The organism is Paraburkholderia sp. Ac-20347 (assembly GCF_017104805.1).
In the GTDB taxonomy this organism is placed as follows: domain Bacteria; phylum Pseudomonadota; class Gammaproteobacteria; order Burkholderiales; family Burkholderiaceae; genus Paraburkholderia; species Paraburkholderia tropica.
The window spans coordinates 14599-37910 of record NZ_JAAGPN010000069.1 but is presented as its reverse complement, the minus strand read 5'-3'; the positions used below and the strand labels follow the sequence as shown (position 1 = coordinate 37910).

The window sequence follows — 23312 nt, the reverse complement described above, 5'->3', positions numbered from 1 at the left end:
GTCATGCCTGATGACCATAGCGAGTCGGTCCCACCCCTTCCCATCCCGAACAGGACCGTGAAACGACTCTACGCCGATGATAGTGCGGATTGCCCGTGTGAAAGTAGGTAATCGTCAGGCTTCTTATGCAGTACGTCCAGAACCCCGGCTTCTCCAGAAGAGAGCCGGGGTTCTGGCGTTTGGGAAAACGAAAATGCTCGTGTAAAAGAGAAAAAAGCCGCCTTCAAAGGCGGCTTTTTTCTTTCAACACAACACACCCAACTACTTCTGCGCGAGAAATTTCGTCGCCAGCTGCACCCAATACGACGATCCGACCGGCAGCAACTGGTCGTTGAAGTCATAGCTCGCGTTGTGCAGCATGCACGGACCTGCACCGTGTCCAGACTCGCGATGTCCACCATCGCCGTTACCGAGAAACGCGTAGCAGCCCGGCTTTTCCAGCAGCATGAACGAGAAGTCTTCGGCGCCCATCGTCGGTTCCACGCTCGCGTCGACGCGATCCGCGCCCACTACCTCGCGCATCACCTCGGCAGCAAATTGCGTCTCCGCGCTGCTGTTCACGGTCGGCGGGTAATTGCGATGGAACGTGATATCGACCGAGCAGTCATACGCGTCGGCCGTGCTCTCGGCGATCTTGCGCAGTCGTGATTCGATCAGATCAAGCGTTTCCGTCGTGAAGGTGCGCACCGTGCCCGCAATCCACGCCGTATTCGGCACCACGTTCACGGCATCGCCCGCATGAATCTGCGTGATCGACAGCACAGCGGTATCCAGCGGCTTCTTGTTACGCGTGATGATGCTCTGCAGCCCGTTGGCTATCTGCACCGCCGTGAACACCGGATCGCGCCCGTTATGCGGCAGGGCGGCATGCGAGCCCACGCCCTTGATTTCGATGCGGAATTCGTTGCTCGACGCCATGATCGGCCCTTCGGTCACGCCGAAGACACCAGCGGGCATGCCCGGCCAGTTATGAATGCCGAACACGGCATCGACGGGAAAACGCGTGAAAAGACCATCGTCGATCATCGCTTTCGCGCCCGCGCCGCCTTCCTCGGCGGGCTGGAAAATGAAGACGATGGTACCGTCGAATGCACCATGCTGGGCGAGATATTGCGCGGCGCCCAGCAGCATGGCTGTATGGCCGTCATGGCCGCACGCGTGCATCTTGCCATCGTTGCGCGAGCGATGATCGAAGGTGTTCAGTTCCTGAATCGGCAGCGCATCCATATCGGCGCGCAGGCCGATCGAGCGTGCGCCGTTGCCGCGTTTGAGCACGCCGACCACGCCCGTCTTGCCCAGACCGCGATGCACTTCGATACCCCATTCGGCCAGTTTCGACGCCACGAGATCGGCGGTCTGGCTTTCTTCGTAGCGCAGTTCCGGATGGGCATGGATCGTTCGTCGTAGGCCCTGAATTTCGCCTTGGGCGGCCTGGATTTCCGGGATCAGTTTCATGGCGGGCAGTGCTCGAAAAGTGGGCGCCCGGCAATCAGGCCGGGTCTAGACGAACCATTCTACGCCGAAGCTTTTTTTTCGCGCTCCAGCACCCGGCGCATGGCAGTTGGGCGCGCTGCGCATAATAAAATCGCAGTACTGACACCTTGCCGCACCCACGGAATTTCTCATGAACGCCCGAGCCGAATTTGCCCGCGCCGTCTGTCCCCACGACTGCCCCGACACCTGCGCGATGCGCGTGACCGTCGAGAACGGCAAGGCGATCAAGGTGAGCGGTGACCCCGATCACGCGCCGACGCAAGGCGTGCTCTGCACGAAGGTCACGCGCTACGCCGAACGTGTGCACCATCCGAAGCGCCTGACGCAGCCGATGAAGCGCGTCGGCGCCAAGGGAGAAGGGCGTTTCGAGCCGATTACGTGGGACGAGGCCTGCGCCATCGCGGCCGAGCGGCTCGGCGAGATCGCACAGCGTGCGCCCGAGGCGATCCTGCCGTACAGCTATGCGGGCACGATGGGGCTCGTGCAAGGCGACAGCATCGCGCAACGGTTCTTCCACAAACTCGGTGCGTCGCGGCTCGATCGCGCGATCTGCGCGGCGGCCGGCGCGGCGGGCTTGCGCTACACGTATGGTTCGAGCCTCGGCATGCTCACCGAGCATTTCGCGGAAAGCGAAGTCATCCTGATCTGGGGCGCGAATCCGATCGCGTCGAATCTGCATTTCTGGACCCGCGCGCAGGAAGCGAAGCGCAACGGCGCGAAGTTGATCGCGATCGATCCGTACCGCTCGCTGACTGCCGAGAAGTGCCATCAGCACATCGCGTTGAAGCCCGGCACCGACGGCGCACTCGCGCTCGGCATGATGCACGTGTTGATCACCGAAGACCGGCTCGATCACGGCTACATCGCCGCGCACACGCACGGCTACGAGCCGCTGAAAGCGCGCGCGCTGACCTACACACCCGCCCGTGTCGCGCAGATTTGCGGTATCGAGGAACAGACCATCGTCGACCTCGCGCGGCTTTATGCGTCGACGCGCAAGGTGGCGATCCGCATGAACTACGGCCTGCAACGCGTGCGCGGCGGCGGCAACGCGGTGCGTGCGATCGCCTGTCTGCCCGCGCTCACCGGTGCGTGGCGCGAGCGTGCCGGCGGCGTGCTGCTGTCGTCGTCGGGTTGGGCGCCGGTCGATGCTCACGCGCTGCAGCGCCCGGACCTGATCCCGGGTTGGCCGAAGCATCAGCCGCGCATCGTCAACATGAACCAGATCGGCGATGCGCTTACGCATCGCGGCGACACCGCGTTCGGTCCGAAGATCGAAGCGGTCGTGGTCTACAACTCGAATCCCGTTGCCGTCGCGCCGGACTCCGCAAAGGTGGCGGCAGGCTTCGCGCGCGAGGACCTGTTCACGATCGTGCTCGAACAGTTCCAGACCGATACCGCCGATTACGCCGATCTGTTGCTGCCCGCGACCACGCAGCTCGAACACCTCGACGTCCATAAGTCCTACGGCCACACACACGTGATGGCGAATCTGCCTGCAATCGCGCCGGTGGGCGAGGCGCGTCCGAACACGGAAATCTTCCGCTCGATTGCGCGCGCGATGGGCCTGACCGAGCCCGCGCTGTTCGAGAGCGACGAAGAGGTGGCGTCGCGCGCATTCGACTGGCGCGATCCGGCCTTCGATGGCGCGAGCTGGGACACGCTCAAGCAGAACGCGTGGATCAAGCTGAATATCGCCGATGCGCCGTTCGCGCACGGCGGCTTCCGCACGTCGACGGGCAAGTGCGAGTTCTACAGCGAAGCGCTCGCGCAAGCGGGCCTCGATCCGCTGCCCGACTATCTGCCGCCGCACGAATCGGCTGATGGTGCGCCCGAACTCGCGGCGCGTTATCCGCTGGCGATGATCTCCCCGCCCGCGCGCAATTTCCTCAACAGTACTTTCGTGAACGTCGAGAGCCTGCGCGCGACCGAAGGCGAACCGCACGTCGATCTCAATCCCGCCGACGCCGGCCAGCGCAATATCGCTGACGGCGATCAGATTCGCGTCTTCAACGATCGCGGCTCGATGCGTGCGCGCGCACGCGTTTCCGAACGTGCGCGCGAAGGTCTCGTGGTCGGCTTGTCGATCTGGTGGAAGAAGCTCGCGCCCGACGGCCGCAACGCCAACGAGGTGACGAGCCAGGCGCTCACCGACCTCGGCAATTCGGCGACGTTCTACGATTGCCTCGTCGAAGTCGAACGCGCGTAAACCCTGGCCGAAAGGGTTCGAGGGCGCTTTCTAACTCGCTGATTCCCGTAAGAAAAACACAGTCTCCGTGCTACGATCCATTTTTTAGCACGACCATTCGAAAATATAGAGGAGGAGACGCCGCATGGAAAAGGTCTGGCTGAAATCGTACCCGCCGGGCGTGCCCGCCGAGATCGACGCGAGCCAATACGCGTCCATCACGGCGCTGCTCACGGAGAGCTTCAACGCGAATCGCGCGAAGCCCGCGTTCGCCTGCATGGGCAAAGCCATCACCTACGGACAGCTCGACGAGCTGTCGAAGCGGCTCGCCGCCTGGTTCCAGTCGCGCGGTATCGCGCCCGGCGCGCGCATCGCCATCATGATGCCCAACGTGCTGCAATATCCGGTCGCGCTCGCCGCGATCCTGCGCGCGGGCTACGTGGTCGTGAACGTCAATCCGCTTTACACGCCGCGCGAGCTTGAGCATCAGCTCAAGGACAGCGGCGCCGAAGCAATCATCATCCTCGAGAACTTCGCCAACACGCTCCAGGCCGTGATCGCGCAAACGCGCGTGAAGCACGTCGTGGTCGCGTCGATGGGCGATCTGCTCGGCGCGGCGAAAGGCTTCATCGTCAATTTCGTCGTGCGCCGCGTGAAGAAGATGGTGCCCGCGTGGAGTCTGCCCGGTCACGTGCCGTTCAAGGCCGCGCTCGCGGCTGGCGCGCGCCAGAGCTTCAAGCCCGTCGAGCAGAAGCCCGACGACGTCGCCTTCCTTCAATACACGGGCGGCACGACCGGCGTGTCGAAGGGCGCGACGCTGCTGCATCGCAATCTGATCGCCAACGTCCTGCAGTCGGCTGCGTGGACCGAGCCCGCGCTCGCGCGTCTGCCGGCCGGCGTGCAGCCGGTCACGGTTGCCGCGCTGCCGCTCTATCACGTGTTCGCGCTCACCGTCTGCGGCTTGCTGACGATGCGCACGGGCGGCCTCGCGATCCTGATTCCGAATCCGCGCGACATCGCGGGCATGATCAAGGAACTGCACGGCTACTCGATCACGACGTTCCCGGCGGTCAACACGCTCTACAACGCGATCCTCAATCATCCCGATTTCGACAAGCTCGACTTCTCGCATCTGCTGGTCGCGAACGGCGGCGGCATGGCGGTGCAGGAAGCGGTCGCGAAGCGCTGGTACGAGCGCACGCAAACGCCGATCGTCGAAGGTTATGGGTTGTCCGAAACATCGCCGAGCGTGACCTGCAATCCGACCACGGCCACCGAGTACACGGGCACGATCGGGCTGCCGCTGCCGTCCACCGAAATCTCGATTCGCGACGACGACGGCAACGAACTGCCGATCGGCGAGGCGGGCGAGATCTGCATTCGCGGGCCACAGGTGATGGCGGGTTACTGGCAGCGTCCGGAAGAGACGGCGAAGGTCATGACGGCAGATGGCTACTTCAAGTCGGGCGACGTCGGCGTGATGAATACGCGCGGCTATATCAAGCTCGTCGACCGCAAGAAGGACATGATTCTGGTGTCGGGCTTCAACGTCTATCCGAACGAAGTCGAGGACGTGGTCGCGAAGCTGCCGGGCGTGTTCGAAGTGGCGGCCGTGGGCGTGCCCGATCAGCATTCGGGCGAAGCGGTGAAGCTCTATATCGTCAAGAAGGACCCGGCGCTCACCGACAAGGACGTGTTCGACTACTGCAAGACGCAGCTCACGGGCTACAAGCGTCCGAAGCTCATCGAGTTCCGCACCGATCTGCCGAAGAGCAACGTCGGCAAGATCCTGCGTCGCGAATTGCGGGACACGCGCGTGTCGTAACAGCGCGGCGCTCGCAGCGTTCGTGAAAAAAGCCTGCCCGAAAGGGCGGGCTTTTTTTATGCGCGCACCAAAGAAAAAAGGCGCCCGCAGGCGCCTTCGAGACTACTACGGCTGTTCTTCTTAGAACTTGTGACGGATACCGACGCGCGCCGTGAACTGGTTCTGGTTCGACGAACCCGACAGGCCGTTGATGCCAGCCGTCGCGTCGACAACCTGACCTGCGTAGTTCAGCGTTTCGCCCAGCGCATGCTGGTACACGCCGACCACGTAGACGTCGGTGCGCTTCGACAGGAAGTAGTCGACGCCGACTGCGCCCTGGTGGTACTGGGCACGCGAAGCGCCATCGATCGACGCGCCGCGCGTGTAGTCGTACGCCGCGCCAACCAGCAGAGCCGGCGTGAGCTGGTACTTGAAGTTCACTTCGGCGTTGTTGAACGTCGCCGACTGGCCGCGGTAACCGGCGATCGCTGCGTTCGAGTACGACGAGCCGAGGTTCGCGAAGCGGATGTTCGAGTACGTCAGGCCGAACGTTGCTGCGCCGAACGTGTACGCGCCGCCTGCACCGATCACCTGGTACGTGTTGGCCGAAGCGAAGCCCGCGTAGACCGGCGAGGTTACGGCGAAGCCCGACGCGGTGCCCGTGTTCGCGGCGATCGTGCCGCCGTTGTTGAACAGGCCGCCCGATGCTGCCGGCGTGCGCGCGTTCAAATAGGCGAGGCCGAGGGCCAGCGGGCCGTTGTTGTAGCCTGCGCCCAGCGACCAGATCTGGTTGTGGGTGAAGTCGCCTGCCGTGCCGCCGAAGCTGTACGTGCCGCCGAACGTCAGGCCAGCGTAGTTCGCGCTGGTGAACTTGATCGTGTTGTTGGTGCGGTACGCGTTGTTGAAGTTGTCGATGTCGCCCGGGTGAGCGGCGATGTAGCCGCCCCACTGGTCGCCCGCTTCGAGCGGACCGACGTAGTCGACGACGGAGTCGTACTGACGACCCAGCGTGACCGTGCCGAACTGCGTGTTGCTCAGGCCGACGTAGGCTTGACGACCGAACATCAGGCCGCCTTGACCCAGCTTGCCGTTGTTCACGTCGAAGCCGTTTTCGAGCACGAAGACTGCCTTCAGACCGCCGCCCAGATCTTCAGCGCCGCGCAGGCCGAAACGGCTGCCCTGCATTACGCCGCTCGAGAGGTTGTACAGGTGCTTGCCACCCGAGTTCGTGTTGATGTTGAAACCTTCGTCGATGATGCCGTACAGCGTGACACTGCTCTGTGCGTGAGCAACGCCCGCGAACGCGCCCAGCGCAGCAAGCGCGAGAAGCGACTTCTTCATTGAATGATCTCCAGTATTTTGCGAATCTTTTATGCGTCTTTTTACAAGGCCGATTCTTATGTAGTGCGATGTGTCTTGCTGTGGCCTTGCCTGTCTAACTTCGCGAGAAGTTGCATGTAATGTAACAAAAGGGTTAGGGGGCACAAAGGAAAAGCCAGACCGCTCCTAAGTACCTGTTTCGTTTACACAACATGGTCTAGAATATGCGCCGGGTATCGGCGCAGCCCCCGATTGACGGCGCTGCGAGAGTTCCTGTAGTGCTTTTTAACGGCCGGTCGGTCGGCGAATGCGAGATGCTTATCAGACGCATTTCACACGGCGTCGCCGGCGTTCGGGGTCGTGTTTTCGCTGTGCTTTTGCCGTGCTGTTTGCAGTGCGCGAGGAGGGAGGTTGGATGACGCTTGACGAGTTGATTACCGAATTCGATCGGGGCCTGCGCTCGATCACTGGCGTGTCGCGCATGTCGCGGCCCATCCCTCAGCCGTCCACCGAATCGGCAGCGGCGCGCACGCCCGCGCAAGATGTCGCGCACGAAGCCGGCGACGATTCCGATGTGGCTGGCGTGGCGGCGGTCGGCACCGCGCCCGGTGAGCTCACGGCTGCCGAGCGCTCGCACGCGGCGGGCCTCATGCGCGTGAATCACGTCGGCGAGGTCTGCGCGCAGGCGCTCTACCAGGCGCAGAAGATCGCCACGCGTTCGCCGTCGCTGAAGGCCGCCTTCGAGCACGCCGCGCAAGAGGAGGAGGATCACCTCGCCTGGACCGCGCGCCGTCTGGAAGCGCTCGATTCGCGTCCGAGCCTGCTCAATCCGCTCTGGTACGCGGGCGCGCTTGCGATTGGCTTCGCGGCGGGCCGTCTGGGCGACCGGATCAGCCTCGGCTTCATGGCCGAAACCGAGCGTCAGGTCGAACATCACCTGGACAGCCACCTCGACGCCTTGCCGCCCGCCGACCTCGAATCGCGCGCCATCGTCGAGCAGATGCGCACCGACGAGATCGCGCACGCGCGCTCGGCCACCGACCTCGGCGGCATCGAATTGCCGCTGCCGATGCGCTCGCTCATGCGCGCCGCGTCGAAAGTCATGACGCGCACGGCTTACTACATCTAGTGATTTTGCGCGGGCAGGTGGGAGACACCGGTCCGCGCGATTACCGCCCCTTTACCGCATTTAGCCTTTCGCTTTAATCCCCGCCAACGCCCCGCACCACCGCGATTTTCACCGCATATTTCACGTATCACCTTCACAACCTGCGTTAGCTCATTCATTCATAACGGTTTTTGGCTTTGCGCCTGACTTGAACAAGTGCCGCTAAGTCCTTGTTCTAGCGGATAAATTTCGTCAAAAAACGCGCCAGCCACCTTGACCCTCGTTGGGCCTTCCTCTAAAGTGGGAGACAGTGTGAGAAAGTGTATTTTTGTGTGATTCCAGATACGTATTCGGGTAAATTTCCTGAGATTTAGACGGGCGGCGATCGGCGCCGCGTGAGGGGGAGCAAATTGTTCCAGGGGGCGTCGGCGCTGACACTCGATGCGAAAGGACGGATGTCGATTCCGTCTCGCTATCGGGACGCGCTGCAACAACAGGCAGAAGGCCGGGTGACGATCACCAAGCACCCGGACGGCTGCCTGTTGCTATTTCCGCGCCCTGAATGGGAAGTCTTCCGCGCGAAAGTCGCCGCATTGCCGATGGACGCCCACTGGTGGCGCCGCATTTTTCTCGGTAATGCGTCCGACGTCGACCTCGACAGCGCGGGTCGCGTGCTCGTCTCTCCCGAATTACGTCTCGCAGCTGGTATGGAAAAGGAAGTCATGCTGCTCGGCATGGGTAGTCATTTTGAGTTGTGGGATGCGCAAACCTACGCCGCGAAGGAACAGGCGGCGATGGCCCAAGGCATGCCCGACGCCTTGAAGAATTTCACGTTCTGATCGCGGTTTAAAACGCTATGGCATCTGCGATGGGACAAGGATTGCAGCATCGCACGGTGCTGCTCGATGAAGCGGTCGATGCGCTCGTGACGCGCGCGGACGGCGTCTATGTGGACGGCACGTTCGGTCGCGGCGGGCACAGTCGCGCGGTTCTCGGCCGGCTTTCCGAAGCCGGGCGACTGATCGCGTTCGACAAGGACCCGCTGGCGATCGCCACGGCCGAACAGGTCGGTGACGCGCGGTTCTCGATCGTGCACGAGAGTTTTGCTTCACTGCGCGACGCGATGGCGGAGCGCGGGGTAGGGCGTGTGTCGGGGATTTTGCTGGACCTGGGCGTGTCGTCGCCGCAAATCGACGACCCGGAGCGCGGTTTCAGTTTCCGCGCCAATGGTCCGCTCGACATGCGGATGGACCCGACGCGCGGCGAGTCCGCCGCTGACTGGCTCGCGCGGGCCACGTTGCAGGAACTGACGGAGGTGATTCGAGATTATGGGGAAGAACGGTTTGCTTTTCAGATTGCAAAGGCGCTTGTTGCTCGCCGGGCAGAGTCCGACCGTCTCGGGCCTCTCGACAGCACGGGCGAGCTTGCCCAAATCGTGGCTAACGCCGTCAAAACCCGTGAGAAGGGTAAGGACCCGGCAACCCGCACCTTTCAAGCTATACGGATTCACGTCAATCAAGAGCTTGCGGAGCTGCAGGTCGTTCTAGAAGCAGCGCTGGCGTTGCTGGAGCAGGGAGGGCGGCTCGTGGTCATCAGCTTCCATTCGCTGGAAGACCGAATCGTGAAGCGGTTCATGCAGGCGCACGCCACCGCGCCCGCTATCGATCGCCGCCTGCCGATCCGCGCCGTCGACCTGCCCAGCCCGCCGATGAAGCTGCTCGGCCGCGTGTTCGCGAGCGACGAGGAAGTCGCCGCGAATCCGCGCGCCCGCTCGGCTGTGATGCGCATCGCGGAGCGCATCACGCCATGAACCGCCTGAACATCTTCCTGCTGATCGTCGTCATGGGTTGCGCGTTGTCGGTCGTCAACGCCACCAATCAGCAGCGTCAGATCTTCATTCAGTTGCAACGCGCGCAGTCGCAGGAGCGTCAGCTCCAGCAGGACTACGCGCAACTTCAGTATCAGCAGAGCGCGCTGTCCAGAACGTCGCGCGTCGAACAGATCGCTACCGATTCGCTCAAGATGCAGCCCGTGACGACCGGACGCACGCAATACCTGACGCTCGCACCGGGCGCGGCCACGGCTGTGGACGCGCCTGTGCCCACGTCCGCGCCGGCGCAGGGCGCGGCGGCGGCCGCCAACCGTCGCGGAGGCGCGCGATGAAAAAGGGCAACAGCCGCAAGAGCGTCGCCTTCACCGCGAACCCCATTCTCTCCGTGCGCCTGCCGATGTGGCGCTCGAAGCTCGTTGTCTTCATGCTGTTCATGGCGTTCGTCGCGCTCGCCGCGCGCGCGTTCTGGATTCAGGGACCGGGCAACGCCTTCTATCAGAAGCAGGGCGAAAGCCGCTATCAGCGCACCATCGAACTGCCCGCCACGCGCGGCAAGATTCTCGATCGCAACGGCCTCGTGCTCGCCACGAGTCTGCCCGTGCGCGCGATCTGGGCGATTCCCGAAGCCGTGCCCGACGACCTCGGCGCCGACAAGCTCGCGCAGCTCGGCAAACTGCTCGGCATGACGCAGCAGGAACTGCGCAAGAAGCTCTCGGAAGACAAGACCTTCGTCTATGTGAAGCGCCAGGTGCCGCTCGACGTCGCGCAGCAGATTACGGCGCTCGACATCCCCGGCATCTATCAGCGCAACGAATACAAACGTTTTTATCCGGAAGGCGACGTCACGGCCCACCTGATCGGCTTCACCAATGTGGAAGACGAAGGGCAGGAAGGCGTCGAGCTGTCCGACCAGAAGATTCTTGCCGGCATGCCCGGCATTCGTCACGTTATCAAGGACCGCATGGGCCACATCGTCGAAGACGTCGACGAAACGGTCGTGCCCCACGATGGTACGGACGTCGAACTGTCGATCGACAGCAAGATTCAATACATCGCCTATTCGAACCTGAAGGCGGCGGTGGAGAAGTTCAAGGCCAAGGCCGGCGCGGCGATGGTGGTGGACGTGCGCACGGGCGAAGTGCTCGCGCTCGTCAATTACCCCACGTACAACCCGAACGACCGCTCGCACCTCACGGGCGAGCAGTTGCGCAACCGCATTCTCACCGACGTGTTCGAGCCGGGCTCGATCATGAAGCCGTTCACGGTGTCGCTGGCCCTCGATCTGCACCGCGTCTCGCCGACTACACTGGTGGATACGGGTGCGGGCCACTTCACGCTCGACGGCGCGACCATCACCGACGACGCCGGTTTCGGCGTGCTGACGGTGGGCGGCGTGATCCAGAAGTCGTCGAACATCGGCGCGACCAAGATCGCGATGACGCTCCGGCCCGAAGAAATGTGGAACATGTACACCAGCATCGGTCTCGGGCAAGCGCCGAAGGTCGGGTTCCCCGGCGCGGCGCCGGGCCGGCTGCGTCCGTGGAAAAGCTGGCGCCGCATCGAGCAGGCCACCATGTCGTACGGTTATGGCCTCTCGGTGTCGCTGTTCCAGCTCGCGCGTGCGTACACGGCCATCGCGCACGACGGCCAGATTCTGCCGGTGTCGATCTTCCGTCATCCTGGCGACGACCAGCCCGCGGTCGGCACGCAGGTGTTCGCGCCCACCACCGCGCGCGAAGTGCGCACGATGCTCGAAAGCGTGGTGTCGAAGGACGGCACCTCGCCCGAAGCGGCCGTGCCCGGCTATCGCGTGGGCGGCAAGTCCGGCACGGCGTACAAGCACGGCCCGCACGGCTACGACCATTCGAAGTACCGCGCGTCGTTCGTCGGCATGGCGCCGATGCCGAACCCGCGCATCGTGGTGGCGGTGACGGTCGACGAGCCGACGGCGGGCAGCCACTTCGGCGGCGCGGTGTCGGGTCCGGTGTTCTCGGGCATCGTCGGCGACACCTTGCGCTCGCTCAACGTGCCGCCGGATATGCCGGTCAAGCAGCTCGTGGTCTCGGATGATAGCGCCTCCGCGCCGGCCGCCGCGAACGCGCCCGCCGGTCCCACGAAGCGCGTCGCGAGTGCGGCGCCTGTCCTGAAAACCCCTGTCGGCGCGCATCACATGACCGTCGCCGACAACGCGAAAAACCGTCCCGGAGTCGTCCGATGAGCGCCACGCGCAATCAGCATCCCGCGCACCGGCAGATCGCGGACGCGCTCGCCTGGCTGCGCGCGCGCATCGCGCCCGCCGCCAATCTGCACGCCGACACGCGTTCGCTCCAGCCGGGCGACGTGTTCCTCGCCTACGCCGTCGAAGGCGCGGACAACCGTCCGCATATCGAAAGCGCCCTGGCGCGCGGCGCGGCGGCGGTCGTCTATCAGCCCGAGGGCTACACCGGCGCGTTCGACTTCTCGCAGGCGCCAAACGCGCTCGCCGTGCCGCAGCTCGACGTGCTCGCAGGCGAGATCGCGAGCGGCTGGTATGGCGATCCGAGCGACGCGATGCTCGTGGTCGGCGTGACCGGCACGAACGGCAAGACCTCGTGCAGCCAGTGGATCGCCTCGGCGCTCACGGCCATCGGCCAGAAGTGCGCGATCGTCGGCACGCTTGGCAGCGGCTTCGTCGGCCAGCTCGTGCACACCGGTTTCACGACGCCCGACGCGCCACAACTGCAGCGCTCGCTCGCGCAACTGCAGCAGTCGGGTGCGAAGGCGGTTGCGATGGAAGTGTCGTCGCACGCGCTGCATCAGGGTCGCGTGAACGGCACGTCCTTCGACATCGCCGTGTTCACGAATCTGACGCAGGATCATCTCGACTACCACCGCACCTTCGAGGCGTATGAAGCCGCGAAGGCGCGTCTGTTCGCGTGGCCTGGTCTGCGCGCGGCGGTCATCAACGCCGACGACGCAGCGGGCCGTCGCCTGATCGCCGCCACGCGCGGCACGGCGCGCACGATCGCGTACGGCGTGGAAACGCCCGCCGCCGATGCGCCGGCCGCCGACGCCTGGCTGCGCGCCACGAACGTGCGCGCGACCGCCACGGGCACAGCGTTCCATCTGGAAACGTCGGACTGGGGCGAGGCGAACGTCGAAGTGCAGACGCTCGGTCTCTTCAACGTCAGCAATCTGCTCGGCGTGCTCGGCGCGCTGCTGGCGGCGAACGTGCCGCTGCTCGCGGCGCTCAACGAAATCGCGAAGCTGCAGCCGGTGAACGGCCGCATGGAGCGCCTCGGCGGCCGCACCGATCACGACGAGCCGCTCGTGGTGATCGACTACGCGCACACGCCCGACGCGCTCGAAAAGACGCTCGACGCGCTGCGCCCGATTGCAGCGGCGCGCGGCGGCCAGCTGATCTGCATGTTCGGCTGCGGCGGCGACCGCGACGCCACCAAGCGTCCGCTGATGGGCGCGATCGCCGAGCGTCTCGCCGATCAGGTCGTGGTGACGAGCGACAACCCGCGCAGCGAATCGCCCACGGCGATCATCGACCAGATCGTCGGTGGCATGCGCGAGGCCGCGAAGGCGCGCCGCATCGAGGACCGCGCGAGCGCGATCCTGCAAGCGGTGCGCGGTGCGGCGAAGGAAGACGTCATCGTGCTGGCCGGCAAGGGGCACGAGGCAACTCAGGAAATCATGGGCAAGAAGCGCGCGTTCTCCGACCAGGACCACGCGCGCCTTGCGCTCGCAGCCCGTCCGACTTCCGATCGGCATGGGCGCGGAGGCGGTGAATGACAATGCTTTCCCTGCGCGAAGCGGCAGCGCTGATTCCCGGCGCGAGTGTTCTCGGCGACGAGAACGCCACGTTTGCGCGCATCTCGACCGACAGCCGCACGACCGGTCCCGGCGATCTCTTCGTCGCGCTCAAGGGCGACCGCTTCGACGCGCACGACTTCCTGCCCGAAGTGGCGGGCCGTCACGTGAGCGCGGCGCTCGTGTCGCGCAGCCCCGGCGACTGGCGCATTCCGGCGCTGCGTGTGGACGACACGCGCACGGCGTTGGGCGCGCTCGCACTCGGCTGGCGGCGTCGCTTCACGCTGCCGCTCGTCGCGGTCACGGGCAGCAACGGCAAGACCACGGTCAAGGAAATGATCGCGTCGATCTTCGCGGCGGCAGTCGGCGCCGAAGCGCGTCTCGCGACCGCGGGCAATCTGAACAACGACATCGGCGTGCCGCTCACGCTGCTGCGTCTGAATGCCTCGCACAAGCTGGCGGTGGTCGAGCTGGGCATGAATCATCCGGGCGAAACCGAGCTGCTCGCGAAGTTCGCGGAGCCGACCGTCGCCGTGGTGAACAACGCGCAGCGCGAGCACCAGGAATTCATGGCGACGGTGGAAGCCGTCGCGCTTGAACACGCGAGCGTGATTCACGCGCTCAAGCCCGAAGGCACGGCCGTGTTTCCCGCCGACGACGCCTATGCAGGCATCTGGCGCGTGGCGGCCACCGGCTCGAAAATTCTTGATTTCGCGCTGCATACCGATGAACGCGCGGTCGATGCCGCGGTCACAGGCAAGCTGGTGAATGCATCGCGGCTCGCGATCGCGACGCCCGACGGTCATCTCGAAGTGGAATTGCAGGTGCTCGGCGCGCACAACGCGCACAACGCACTCGCCGCCACGGCGGCGGCGCTCGCGGCGGGCGTGTCGTTCGACGCGATTCAGCGCGGCCTCGAAGCGTTCGAGCCCGTGAAGGGCCGTCTGCAGGTCAAGCGTGCGGCGCTCGGCGAACTCGCGGGCGCCGTCGTGATCGACGACACCTACAACGCGAATCCCGATTCCGTGCGCGCGGCCATCGACGTGCTGGCGGCGCAGGCCGCGCCGCGCGTGCTGGTGCTCGGCGACATGGGCGAAGTCGGCGACGACGGCCCGGCGTTCCACCGCGAGGTGGGCGCTTACGCGAAAGAGCGCGGCATCGACGCGCTGTATACGCTCGGCGACGCGGCGCGCGACATCACGGCGGCATTCGGCGCAGGCGCGCTGCACGCCGCCGACGCGAACGCGCTCGTGAGCGCACTCGCTGGCGCGGGCTACGGCCCGGACGCCACGATCCTCGTGAAAGGCTCGCGCTTCATGCAGATGGAGCGCGTGGTGGCCGCACTCACGAATCCGCAAACCCCTGCACCGGACGCAGCGTCCGGCGCGCACTGAAATACGAAGGAATACAAGGCATGCTACTGGCGCTGGCGCAATGGCTGCAGAATGACGCAAGCTTCTTGCGCGTGTTCAGTTATCTGACGTTCCGTGCGGTGATGGCGACCATCACCGCGATGGGTATTGGTCTGTTCTTCGGGCCGTACGTGATCCGCAAGCTCACGGCCATGAAGGTCGGCCAGGCAGTGCGCAAGGACGGTCCGCAGACTCACCTCGTGAAGTCGGGCACGCCCACGATGGGCGGCGTGCTGATTCTCATCGGCATCGCGGTGTCCACGCTGCTGTGGGGCGACCTCACGAACCGCTTCATCTGGATCGTGATGCTGGTGACGTTCGGCTTCGGCGCGATCGGCTGGGTCGACGACTATCGCAAGGTCGTCCACAAGGACCCGCGCGGCATGTCCTCGCGCGAGAAGTATTTCTGGCAGTCGGTGATCGGCCTGTTCGCAGCGGTGTATCTCGCGTTCAGCGTCTCCGAAGCGAGCAACGTGCGCGTGTTCGACCTCTTCATGGCGTGGGTGCGCAGCGGTCTCTCGATGGGCCTGCCCGCACGCGCCGACCTGTTGCTGCCGTTCCTCAAGTCGATCAGCTATCCGCTCGGCGTGTGGGGTTTCATCGCGCTCACGTATTTCGTGATCGTCGGCGCGAGCAACGCCGTGAATCTCACCGACGGCCTCGACGGCCTCGTGATCATGCCGGTCGTGCTCGTGGGCGCGTCGCTCGGCGTGTTCGCCTACGTGATGGGCAGCTCGGTCTACTCGAAATATCTGCTGTTCCCGCACATCGCGGGCGCGGGCGAACTGCTGATCTTCTGCTCGGCGATGGGCGGGGCGGGTCTCGCGTTCCTCTGGTTCAACACGTATCCGGCGCAGGTGTTCATGGGCGACGTGGGCGCACTCGCGCTCGGCGGCGCGCTCGGCACGGTGGCGGTGATCGTGCGTCAGGAAATCGTGCTCTTCATCATGGGCGGAATCTTCGTCGCGGAAACGCTCTCCGTGATGCTGCAGGTCACCTGGTTCAAGTACACGAAAAAACGTTATGGCGAAGGTCGCCGCATCTTCAAGATGGCGCCGCTGCATCACCATTTCGAGCTGTCCGGCTGGAAAGAGACGCAAGTTGTCGTGCGCTTCTGGGTCATTACGCTGATGCTGTGTCTGATCGGTCTGTCGACGCTCAAGCTGCGCTGATCCGCAGCCGCGCGAAGCAACAGTCTTTGGTCATCGGGTTGGTCCTCGGGTTGGTCCTTTAGGTCACTTAGGAAAGCAAGCAATGTTTGGCGAGAAGTTTCGGGATCGGCAAAAGCCGATGGTGCTCGTGCTGGGACTTGGCGAATCGGGTCTCGCGATGGCGCGCTGGTGCGTGCGGCATGGTTGCCGCCTGCGTCTTGCCGACACGCGTGAAACGCCGCCGGGACTCGCCACGCTCGCGCCCGAACTCGCCGCGCGCAATCTCGAGACCGACTTCGTCGGCGGACCGTTCACGCCCGCGCTGCTCGACGGCGTGGAGCTGGTCGCCATCAGCCCGGGCCTGTCGCCGCTGGCGGAAGACCTCGTGCCGCTGATCGCCGCCGCGCGCGAACGCGGCATCGAAGTCTGGGGCGAACTCGAACTGTTCGCGCAGGCGCTGCGCCATCTCGGCGAAAGCGGCTACAACCCGAAGGTGCTGGCGATCACCGGCACGAACGGCAAGACCACCACCACGAGCCTCACCGGCCTGCTGTGCGAACGCGCGGGCAAGACGGTCGCGGTGGCGGGCAACATCAGCCCGGCGATGCTCGACAAGCTCACCGAGGCAATCGACAACACTGCGCTGCCCGACGTGTGGGTGCTCGAACTTTCGAGCTTCCAGCTGGAAACGGCGCATACGTTTGCGCCCGACGCGGCCGCGATCCTCAACATCACGCAGGACCACCTCGACTGGCACGGCGGGCTCGACGCCTACGCGGCCGCGAAGGGCCGCATCTTCGGCGCGCAGACCACGCGCGTGCTGAACCGCGAGGACGCGCGCGTGATGTCGCTCGCGAACGCGGAGCAGGTCGGCGAAGCGAAGGTCGTGACCTTCGGCGTGAACGAACCGCAACGCGCGGGCGACCTCGGCGTGCAGCGCGAAAACGGCATGCTCTGGCTCGTCCAGGCGCACGACCTCGACGCAAGCGACGAACCGGTTTCGCCGCGCCGTCGCAAGCAGCAGGAAGCGGCGCCCGTGAATCTCGCGATGAAGCGCCTGATGCCCGCCGACGCGCTGCGCATCCGCGGTCTGCACAACGCGGCGAATGCGCTCGCGGCGTTCGCGCTCGCCCGTGCGATCGACCTCGCGCCCGCGCGACTGCTGCACGGTCTGCGCGAATATCGCGGCGAGCCGCATCGCGTCGAACTGATCGCTTCGATCGACGGCATCGATTTCGTCGACGACAGCAAGGGCACCAACGTCGGCGCGACGGTCGCGGCGCTCGATGGCCTCGCGCAACGCGCGGTGCTGATCGCGGGCGGCGACGGCAAGGGCCAGGACTTCGATCCGCTGGCCGCGCCCGTGGAGCGCTGGTGCCGCGCGGTCATGCTGATCGGCCGCGACGCCCCCAAGATTCGCGCCGCGCTGGAAAACACCGGCGTCGCGCTCAGCGACCACGCCACGCTCGAAGACGCCACGCGTGCGGCCACGACGCTCGCCGAACCGGGTGACGTCGTGCTGCTGTCGCCGGCGTGCGCGAGCTTCGACATGTTCAAGGGCTACGCCCATCGCGCGGCCGTGTTCCACGGCACCGTGGAAGAAATCGCCGCTGAACGGGGGACGATGATATGAGCTGGTCCGAACGATTCGGCGGGCGGCTGTCGCGCGAAGCGAGCGGCGGTGCAGCGGACGGCGCACGCGGTGCAGGCGGCGCCAACGGCGCGCGCACGAGCGGCATCTCGAGCGTCGTCAACGGCGTGCGTCCGGCGCGCTCGCGCATGCTCGACTACGACCACTCGCTGCTGTGGGCAGTGATCGCGCTGCTCGGTCTCGGCGTGGTGATGGTCTATTCGGCCTCGATCGCCATGCCCGATTCGCCGAAGTACGCGTCGTACCGCGACTGGGCGTTTCTCGCGCGTCACATCGTGTCGCTCGTGGTCGCCACGGTCGCCGCGCTGATCGCGTTCCGCATTCCGGTTTCGGTCTGGGAGCGTTACGCGCCCAAGCTCTTTCTGATCGCGCTGGGCATGCTCGTCGTGGTGCTGATTCCGCACATCGGCAAGGGCGTGAACGGCGCGCGCCGCTGGATTCCGCTCGGCATCACCAACATGCAGCCGTCGGAAATCATGAAGCTCGCGGTGACGATCTACGCCGCGAACTACACGGTGCGCAAGCAGGAATACATGCACAGCTTCGCCAAGGGCTTCTTGCCGATGGCGTTCGCCGTGGGCGTCGTGGGCGCGCTGCTGCTGCTCGAGCCGGACATGGGCGCGTTCATGGTGATCGCGGCGATCGCGATGGGCGTGCTGTTCCTCGGCGGCGTGAACGGCAAGCTGTTCGGCGGCCTCGTGGCCACGGCGGTCGGCACCTTCACGCTGCTCGTGTGGGCGTCGCCGTGGCGTCGCGAGCGGATCTTCGCGTACCTCGATCCGTGGGACGACCGCTACGCGCAGGGCAAGGCCTATCAGCTCACGCACTCGCTGATCGCGTTCGGCCGCGGCGAATGGTTCGGCGTGGGCCTCGGCGGCAGCGTCGAAAAGCTCAACTATCTGCCCGAAGCGCACACCGACTTCATTCTCGCCGTGATCGGCGAGGAACTCGGTTTCGTCGGCGTGCTGATCGTGATCCTGCTGTTCTACTGGATCGTGCGCCGCTCGTTCGAGATCGGCCGCCAGGCGCTCGCGCTCGACCGCACGTTCGCCGGTCTGGTCGCGAAGGGGCTCGGCGTGTGGTTCGGCGCGCAGGCCTTCATCAACATGGGCGTGAACCTCGGCTTGCTGCCGACCAAGGGTCTCACGTTGCCGCTCGTGAGCTACGGCGGCTCGGGCATTTTGCTGAACTGCATCGCGGTGGCGCTGCTGCTGCGCGTCGATTACGAGAACCGGGTTTTGATGCGCGGAGGCAAGGTATGACCGCAGCAACGCGCACGCTCATGGTGATGGCCGGCGGCACCGGGGGACACGTGTTCCCGGGGCTCGCCGTCGCGCATCGCATGGAGCAGTGGGGCTGGCGCGTGGTGTGGCTCGGCAACCCCGCGGGCATGGAAGCGACGCTCGTGCCGAAGCACGGCATCGCGATGGAATACGTGCGTTTCGGCGGCGTGCGCGGCAAGGGCATCAAGACCAAGCTGATGCTGCCGCTGAACCTGCTGCGCGCCTGCACGCAAAGTCTCGCAGCGCTGCGCCGCGTGAAGCCCGACGTCGTGCTCGGCATGGGCGGCTACATCACGTTCCCGGCGGGCGTGATGAGCGCGCTCTCGGGCCGTCCGCTCGTGCTGCACGAACAGAACTCGATCGCGGGCCTCGCGAACAAGGTGCTCGCGAAACTCGCGAAGCGCGTGCTCGTGGCGTTCCCCGGCGCGCTGCCGCACGCCGAGTGGACCGGCAATCCGATCCGCGAGGAACTCGAACACGTTGTGCAGCCGAAGGACCGTTACGCGCAGCGCAGCGGTCCGCTGCGCGTGCTCGTCGTGGGCGGCAGTCTCGGCGCGGCGGCGCTCAACGAAGTCGTGCCGCGCGCGCTGTCGATGCTCGCGCAGGGCGAGCGTCCGCAGGTCGTGCATCAGGCGGGCGCGAAGCATATCGACGCGCTGCGTCAGAACTATCTCGACGCCGGTATCGAGCCGGGCGAAGCGGCGCAACTCGTGCCGTTCATCGACGACATGGCAAGCGCCTATGAGCGCGCGGATCTCGTGATCTGCCGTTCGGGCGCGATGACCGTGGCCGAGATCGCGGCGGTGGGCGTGGCGGCGCTGTTCGTGCCGTTCCCCTACGCGGTCGATGACCACCAGACCACCAACGCGGCGTTCCTCGCGGAGCAGGGCGCGGCGCGCGTGGTGCAGCAGCGCGAGCTCTCGGCAGAGGCGCTCGCGGATTGGCTCAAGCAACAAACCAGAGAATCGCTGGCGGAAATGGCAGAGCGCGCTCGCGCGCTCGCGAAACCCGACGCCGCCGATCAGGTCGCGCGCATCTGCGCGGCCGTGGCGGGCGTAAGCGCGGGAGGAAAGCAATGAAACACATCGTCAAACACATCCATTTCGTCGGCATCGGCGGCGCGGGCATGAGCGGCATCGCCGAAGTGCTCGTCAACCTCGGCTATCACGTGAGCGGCTCGGACCTCGCGAAGAACGCGGTCACCGACCGCCTCGCCGCGCTCGGCGCGCGCATCGCGATCGGCCACGACGCAGAGAACATCGAAGGCGCGAACGCCGTGGTCGTGTCCACGGCCGTGCGCAGCGACAACCCCGAAGTGCTGGCCGCGCGCCATCGCCGCATTCCCATCGTGCCGCGCGCCGTGATGCTCGCGGAACTCATGCGCCTGAAACAGGGCATCGCGATCGCGGGCACGCACGGCAAGACCACGACCACCTCGCTGGTCGCGAGCGTGCTGGCGGCGGGCGGGCTCGATCCGACCTTCGTGATCGGCGGCCGCCTGAACAGCGCGGGCGCGAATGCGCGTCTGGGCACGGGCGACTTCATCGTCGCGGAAGCCGATGAGTCGGACGCCTCGTTCCTGAATCTCTTCCCGGTGATCGAAGTCATCACGAACATCGACGCCGATCACATGGACACCTACGGGCACGACTTCGCGCGCCTGAAGCAGGCGTTCATCGAGTTCACGCATCGCCTGCCGTTCTACGGCATCGCGGTGCTGTGCGTCGACGACCCGAACGTGAAGGAAATTCTGCCGTTCGTCTCGAAGCCGATCATCCGTTACGGCTTCGCGCCGGACGCCCAGGTGCGCGCGGTGAACGTGGTGCCGCGCGACGGCAAGATGTATTTCACGGCGATGCGCGAAGATGCGCCGTCGCTCGACATCGTGCTGAATCTGCCGGGCGATCACAACGTGCAAAACGCGCTCGCGGCCATCGCGATCGCGACCGAGCTCGAAGTGAAGGACGAGTTCATCCAGAGCGCGCTGGCCGAATTCAACGGCGTAGGCCGTCGTTTTCAGCGTTACGGCGAAATTCCGGTCAACGGCGGCGGTCATTACACGTTGATCGACGATTACGGCCACCATCCGGTCGAAATGGCGGCGACAATTGCGGCCGCGCGCGGCGCGTTTCCGGGCCGCCGTCTCGTGCTGGCGTTCCAGCCGCACCGCTACACGCGTACGCGCGATTGCTTCGAAGACTTCGTGCGCGTGCTGTCGACGACCGACGCGCTCGTGCTCACCGACGTCTACGCGGCGGGCGAAGCGCCGATCGTCGCGGCCGACGGCCGGGCGCTCGCGCGCGCGATCCGCGTGGCGGGCAAGGTCGAGCCGGTGTTTATCGAAACGGTGGATGAGATGCCGGACGCGCTGGCCGCGGTGGTCCGCGACGGCGATGTGGTGATTACGATGGGCGCGGGTTCGATCGGCGGCGTGCCGGGCCGGATCGCGCAACAGGAACAAAAGGCGTGAGCGACATGAGCAGTATCGATACCCCATTCGAGAAGATCGACCCGAAGCAGTTTGGCAAGGTGGCCGTGCTGCTCGGCGGTGTGTCCGCCGAGCGCGAGGTGTCGCTCAAGTCGGGCTCGCTCGTGCTGCAGGCGCTGCAAAGCGCCGGCATCGACGCGCATGCGTTCGATCCGTCCGAGCGTCCGCTGTCGGCGCTCAAGGAGGAAGGCTTCGTGCGCGCGTTCAACGCGCTGCATGGCGGCTATGGCGAGAACGGCCAGATCCAGGGCGCGCTCGACTTCTACGGCATTCGTTATACGGGCACGGGCGTGCTCGGTTCGGCGCTCGGTCTCGACAAATTCCGCAGCAAGCTCGTGTGGCAGCAACTGGGCATTCCCACGCCGGCGTTCGAAGCCGTGCTGCGCGGCGACGACTTCGCGGCGCGCGCGCCGCAAATCGTCGCCAAGCTCGGTCTGCCGCTGTTCGTGAAGCCCGCGAGCGAAGGCTCGAGCGTGGCCGTCATCAAGGTGAAGCAGGCCGCCGAACTCGTGCCGGCGCTCGAAGAAGCCGCGAAGCACGACAAGATCGTGCTGGTGGAAAAGAGCATCGAAGGCGGCGGCGAGTACACCGCGTGCATCGCGGGCGACCTCGATCTGCCGATCATCAAGATCGTGCCGGCCGGCGAGTTCTACGACTACGACGCGAAGTACATCCTCGACACGACGCAGTATCTGATCCCGTGCGGCGTCGCGCCGGAGAAGGAAGCGGAACTGAAGAAGCTCGCGCGCCGCGCGTTCGACGTGCTCGGCTGCACCGACTGGGGCCGCGCCGACTTCATGATGGACCGTGCAGGCAACCCGTATTTCCTCGAAGTGAACACGGCGCCCGGCATGACCGATCACTCGCTGCCGCCGAAGGCCGCGCGTTCGGTGGGCATCGAGTATCCGGAGCTCGTGGTGCGCGTGCTGGCACTCACGCTGAAAGATTGAACCCTTAATTAATCTCTGACCGACGAATTGCAGTCCGTGCATTGAATCGACAATCTCGACATGTGGAATAACGTACGCCAGCTCAACCTTGCCGCCAACGCGTTGCACGCGCTGCTCGCGCTCGCGCTTCTGGCGGCTGGCTGCTACTGGCTCGTGCAGCGTCCGAACTTCGCGCTGCGCGAGATCCGCATCGAGGGCGACACCGAGCACATCAACGCGCCGACGGTGCGCGCGAGCGTGGTCGGCCGGCTCAAGGGCAACTTCTTCACCGTCGATCTCGATACCGCGCGCGCCGCGTTCGAGCAGATGCCGTGGGTGCGCCATGCGAGCGTGCGCCGCGTCTGGCCGAATGCGCTGGCGGTGTCGCTCGAAGAGTACAAGCCGCTCGGCACGTGGGGCAGCGATCAGCTCGTGAGCACCGATGGCGAACTGTTCACGGCGAACCAGGGCGAGCTCGACGAAGATCTGCCCGCGTTCGACGGTCCCGACGGCACCGCGCCCGAAGTGGTCGCGCGCTATCGCGATCTGCAGAAGTGGTTCGCGCCACTTGGCATCGAGCCCGACGAAGTCACGCTGTCGTCGCGTTACGCGTGGACAGTGAAGCTGTCGAATGGCACGGAAGTGGAGCTTGGCCGCGAGCGCAACGCCGACACGCTCGGCGAGCGCGCGCATCGCCTCATCGCCGCGTGGTCGGCGGTCACGCAACGCTGGGGGAAGGACATCGAGTATGCGGACTTGCGCTATCCGAACGGTTTCGCGATTCGGGCCGCCGGCATGCGGTTCATCAACGACACGCCGGGCCCCGGCAAGAAGTAACAGCACATCACACGCAAC

18 protein-coding genes and 1 rRNA gene are annotated in these 23312 nt (G+C 65.3%); 17 read left to right on the top strand and 2 right to left on the bottom strand.

What is annotated here, in order from left to right; translation table 11 throughout:
* Nucleotides 1-6 precede the first annotated feature (6 nt).
* Nucleotides 7-120, top strand: a 5S ribosomal RNA gene (rrf, locus tag G3N97_RS15750).
* A 141-nt stretch (nt 121-261) separates the two neighbouring features.
* Here the strand turns inward: rrf and G3N97_RS15745 are convergent.
* Complete coding sequence (locus tag G3N97_RS15745) at nt 262-1455, bottom strand: M20 aminoacylase family protein (RefSeq protein ID WP_205994084.1); 1194 nt, start codon at nt 1453-1455, stop codon at nt 262-264.
* A 169-nt stretch (nt 1456-1624) separates the two neighbouring features.
* Here G3N97_RS15745 and G3N97_RS15740 point away from each other — a divergent pair, with 169 nt between their 5' ends.
* The gene (locus G3N97_RS15740) at nt 1625-3703 is read left to right on the top strand and encodes a molybdopterin oxidoreductase family protein (protein WP_205994083.1); all 2079 of its coding nucleotides are present in this window, start codon (nt 1625-1627) and stop codon (nt 3701-3703) included.
* Nucleotides 3704-3827: 124 nt separating this feature from the next.
* Nucleotides 3828-5507, top strand: coding sequence for a long-chain fatty acid--CoA ligase (locus tag G3N97_RS15735; protein WP_065060438.1), 1680 nt, complete (start codon nt 3828-3830; stop codon nt 5505-5507).
* A 120-nt stretch (nt 5508-5627) separates the two neighbouring features.
* Here G3N97_RS15735 and G3N97_RS15730 read toward each other — a convergent pair whose 3' ends face one another.
* A complete protein-coding gene (locus tag G3N97_RS15730; RefSeq protein ID WP_205994082.1) occupies nt 5628-6827 on the bottom strand; it encodes a porin in 1200 nt (399 codons plus the stop codon).
* Between the two features lie 394 nt (nt 6828-7221).
* On the opposite strand from G3N97_RS15730, the gene coq7 reads away from it, so the two are divergent.
* From coq7 to G3N97_RS15660, 14 genes are all read left to right on the top strand, one after another.
* Nucleotides 7222-7935 carry a 2-polyprenyl-3-methyl-6-methoxy-1,4-benzoquinone monooxygenase gene (gene coq7 / locus G3N97_RS15725; protein ID WP_205994081.1) on the top strand — a complete coding sequence of 238 codons (714 nt, stop codon included), beginning with the start codon at nt 7222-7224 and terminating at the stop codon, nt 7933-7935.
* A 389-nt stretch (nt 7936-8324) separates the two neighbouring features.
* Complete coding sequence (gene mraZ, locus G3N97_RS15720) at nt 8325-8753, top strand: division/cell wall cluster transcriptional repressor MraZ (RefSeq protein ID WP_027818006.1); 429 nt, start codon at nt 8325-8327, stop codon at nt 8751-8753.
* A gap of 17 nt (nt 8754-8770) precedes the next feature.
* Entirely contained in the window at nt 8771-9724 is a 954-nt protein-coding gene (gene rsmH / locus G3N97_RS15715; RefSeq protein ID WP_205994080.1) for a 16S rRNA (cytosine(1402)-N(4))-methyltransferase RsmH, read from the top strand.
* On the top strand, nt 9721-10077 hold the full coding sequence (ftsL, locus tag G3N97_RS15710) for a cell division protein FtsL (RefSeq protein WP_205994079.1): 357 nt from the start codon (nt 9721-9723) through the stop codon (nt 10075-10077). The genes rsmH and ftsL overlap by 4 nt, the downstream gene beginning before the upstream one ends.
* Nucleotides 10074-11963, top strand: coding sequence for a penicillin-binding protein 2 (locus G3N97_RS15705; protein WP_205994078.1), 1890 nt, complete (start codon nt 10074-10076; stop codon nt 11961-11963). The genes ftsL and G3N97_RS15705 overlap by 4 nt, the downstream gene beginning before the upstream one ends.
* Complete coding sequence (locus G3N97_RS15700; RefSeq protein WP_205994077.1) at nt 11960-13525, top strand: UDP-N-acetylmuramoyl-L-alanyl-D-glutamate--2,6-diaminopimelate ligase; 1566 nt, start codon at nt 11960-11962, stop codon at nt 13523-13525. Before G3N97_RS15705 ends, G3N97_RS15700 begins: the two co-directional genes overlap by 4 nt.
* Nucleotides 13522-14937: a UDP-N-acetylmuramoyl-tripeptide--D-alanyl-D-alanine ligase gene (gene murF, locus G3N97_RS15695; RefSeq protein ID WP_205994076.1), complete on the top strand. Its 1416-nt coding sequence runs from the start codon at nt 13522-13524 to the stop codon at nt 14935-14937. Before G3N97_RS15700 ends, murF begins: the two co-directional genes overlap by 4 nt.
* Before the next feature lie 20 nt (nt 14938-14957).
* Nucleotides 14958-16127, top strand: a complete 1170-nt coding sequence (gene mraY, locus G3N97_RS15690) for a phospho-N-acetylmuramoyl-pentapeptide-transferase (RefSeq protein ID WP_205994075.1) — start codon at nt 14958-14960, stop codon at nt 16125-16127.
* Nucleotides 16128-16209: 82 nt separating this feature from the next.
* Complete coding sequence (murD, locus tag G3N97_RS15685) at nt 16210-17739, top strand: UDP-N-acetylmuramoyl-L-alanine--D-glutamate ligase (RefSeq protein ID WP_205994074.1); 1530 nt, start codon at nt 16210-16212, stop codon at nt 17737-17739.
* A complete protein-coding gene (gene ftsW / locus G3N97_RS15680; protein ID WP_205994073.1) occupies nt 17736-19019 on the top strand; it encodes a putative lipid II flippase FtsW in 1284 nt (427 codons plus the stop codon). Before murD ends, ftsW begins: the two co-directional genes overlap by 4 nt.
* Entirely contained in the window at nt 19016-20119 is a 1104-nt protein-coding gene (murG, locus tag G3N97_RS15675) for an undecaprenyldiphospho-muramoylpentapeptide beta-N-acetylglucosaminyltransferase (protein ID WP_205994072.1), read from the top strand. The genes ftsW and murG overlap by 4 nt, the downstream gene beginning before the upstream one ends.
* On the top strand, nt 20116-21510 hold the full coding sequence (gene murC / locus G3N97_RS15670; protein WP_205994071.1) for a UDP-N-acetylmuramate--L-alanine ligase: 1395 nt from the start codon (nt 20116-20118) through the stop codon (nt 21508-21510). Before murG ends, murC begins: the two co-directional genes overlap by 4 nt.
* 5 nt (nt 21511-21515) lie before the next feature.
* Nucleotides 21516-22478: a D-alanine--D-alanine ligase gene (locus G3N97_RS15665; RefSeq protein ID WP_205994070.1), complete on the top strand. Its 963-nt coding sequence runs from the start codon at nt 21516-21518 to the stop codon at nt 22476-22478.
* 60 nt (nt 22479-22538) lie between these two features.
* On the top strand, nt 22539-23294 hold the full coding sequence (locus G3N97_RS15660; protein ID WP_205994069.1) for a cell division protein FtsQ/DivIB: 756 nt from the start codon (nt 22539-22541) through the stop codon (nt 23292-23294).
* Nucleotides 23295-23312 lie beyond the last annotated feature (18 nt).

What these genes read in the sequence shown, in the direction of transcription:
- coq7 (WP_205994081.1), top strand. Translation starts at nt 7,222, where the DNA reads ATGACGCTTGACGAGTTGATTACCGAATTCGATCGGGGCCTGCGCTCG.
- mraY (WP_205994075.1), top strand. Translation starts at nt 14,958, where the DNA reads ATGCTACTGGCGCTGGCGCAATGGCTGCAGAATGACGCAAGCTTCTTG.
- rsmH (WP_205994080.1), top strand. Translation starts at nt 8,771, where the DNA reads ATGGCATCTGCGATGGGACAAGGATTGCAGCATCGCACGGTGCTGCTC.
- G3N97_RS15730 (WP_205994082.1), bottom strand. Translation starts at nt 6,827, where the DNA reads ATGAAGAAGTCGCTTCTCGCGCTTGCTGCGCTGGGCGCGTTCGCGGGC.
- G3N97_RS15740 (WP_205994083.1), top strand. Translation starts at nt 1,625, where the DNA reads ATGAACGCCCGAGCCGAATTTGCCCGCGCCGTCTGTCCCCACGACTGC.
- ftsW (WP_205994073.1), top strand. Translation starts at nt 17,736, where the DNA reads ATGAGCTGGTCCGAACGATTCGGCGGGCGGCTGTCGCGCGAAGCGAGC.
- G3N97_RS15745 (WP_205994084.1), bottom strand. Translation starts at nt 1,455, where the DNA reads ATGAAACTGATCCCGGAAATCCAGGCCGCCCAAGGCGAAATTCAGGGC.
- murF (WP_205994076.1), top strand. Translation starts at nt 13,522, where the DNA reads ATGACAATGCTTTCCCTGCGCGAAGCGGCAGCGCTGATTCCCGGCGCG.
- G3N97_RS15705 (WP_205994078.1), top strand. Translation starts at nt 10,074, where the DNA reads ATGAAAAAGGGCAACAGCCGCAAGAGCGTCGCCTTCACCGCGAACCCC.
- G3N97_RS15660 (WP_205994069.1), top strand. Translation starts at nt 22,539, where the DNA reads ATGTGGAATAACGTACGCCAGCTCAACCTTGCCGCCAACGCGTTGCAC.
- murC (WP_205994071.1), top strand. Translation starts at nt 20,116, where the DNA reads ATGAAACACATCGTCAAACACATCCATTTCGTCGGCATCGGCGGCGCG.
- murG (WP_205994072.1), top strand. Translation starts at nt 19,016, where the DNA reads ATGACCGCAGCAACGCGCACGCTCATGGTGATGGCCGGCGGCACCGGG.
- G3N97_RS15735 (WP_065060438.1), top strand. Translation starts at nt 3,828, where the DNA reads ATGGAAAAGGTCTGGCTGAAATCGTACCCGCCGGGCGTGCCCGCCGAG.
- G3N97_RS15700 (WP_205994077.1), top strand. Translation starts at nt 11,960, where the DNA reads ATGAGCGCCACGCGCAATCAGCATCCCGCGCACCGGCAGATCGCGGAC.
- murD (WP_205994074.1), top strand. Translation starts at nt 16,210, where the DNA reads ATGTTTGGCGAGAAGTTTCGGGATCGGCAAAAGCCGATGGTGCTCGTG.
- ftsL (WP_205994079.1), top strand. Translation starts at nt 9,721, where the DNA reads ATGAACCGCCTGAACATCTTCCTGCTGATCGTCGTCATGGGTTGCGCG.
- G3N97_RS15665 (WP_205994070.1), top strand. Translation starts at nt 21,516, where the DNA reads ATGAGCAGTATCGATACCCCATTCGAGAAGATCGACCCGAAGCAGTTT.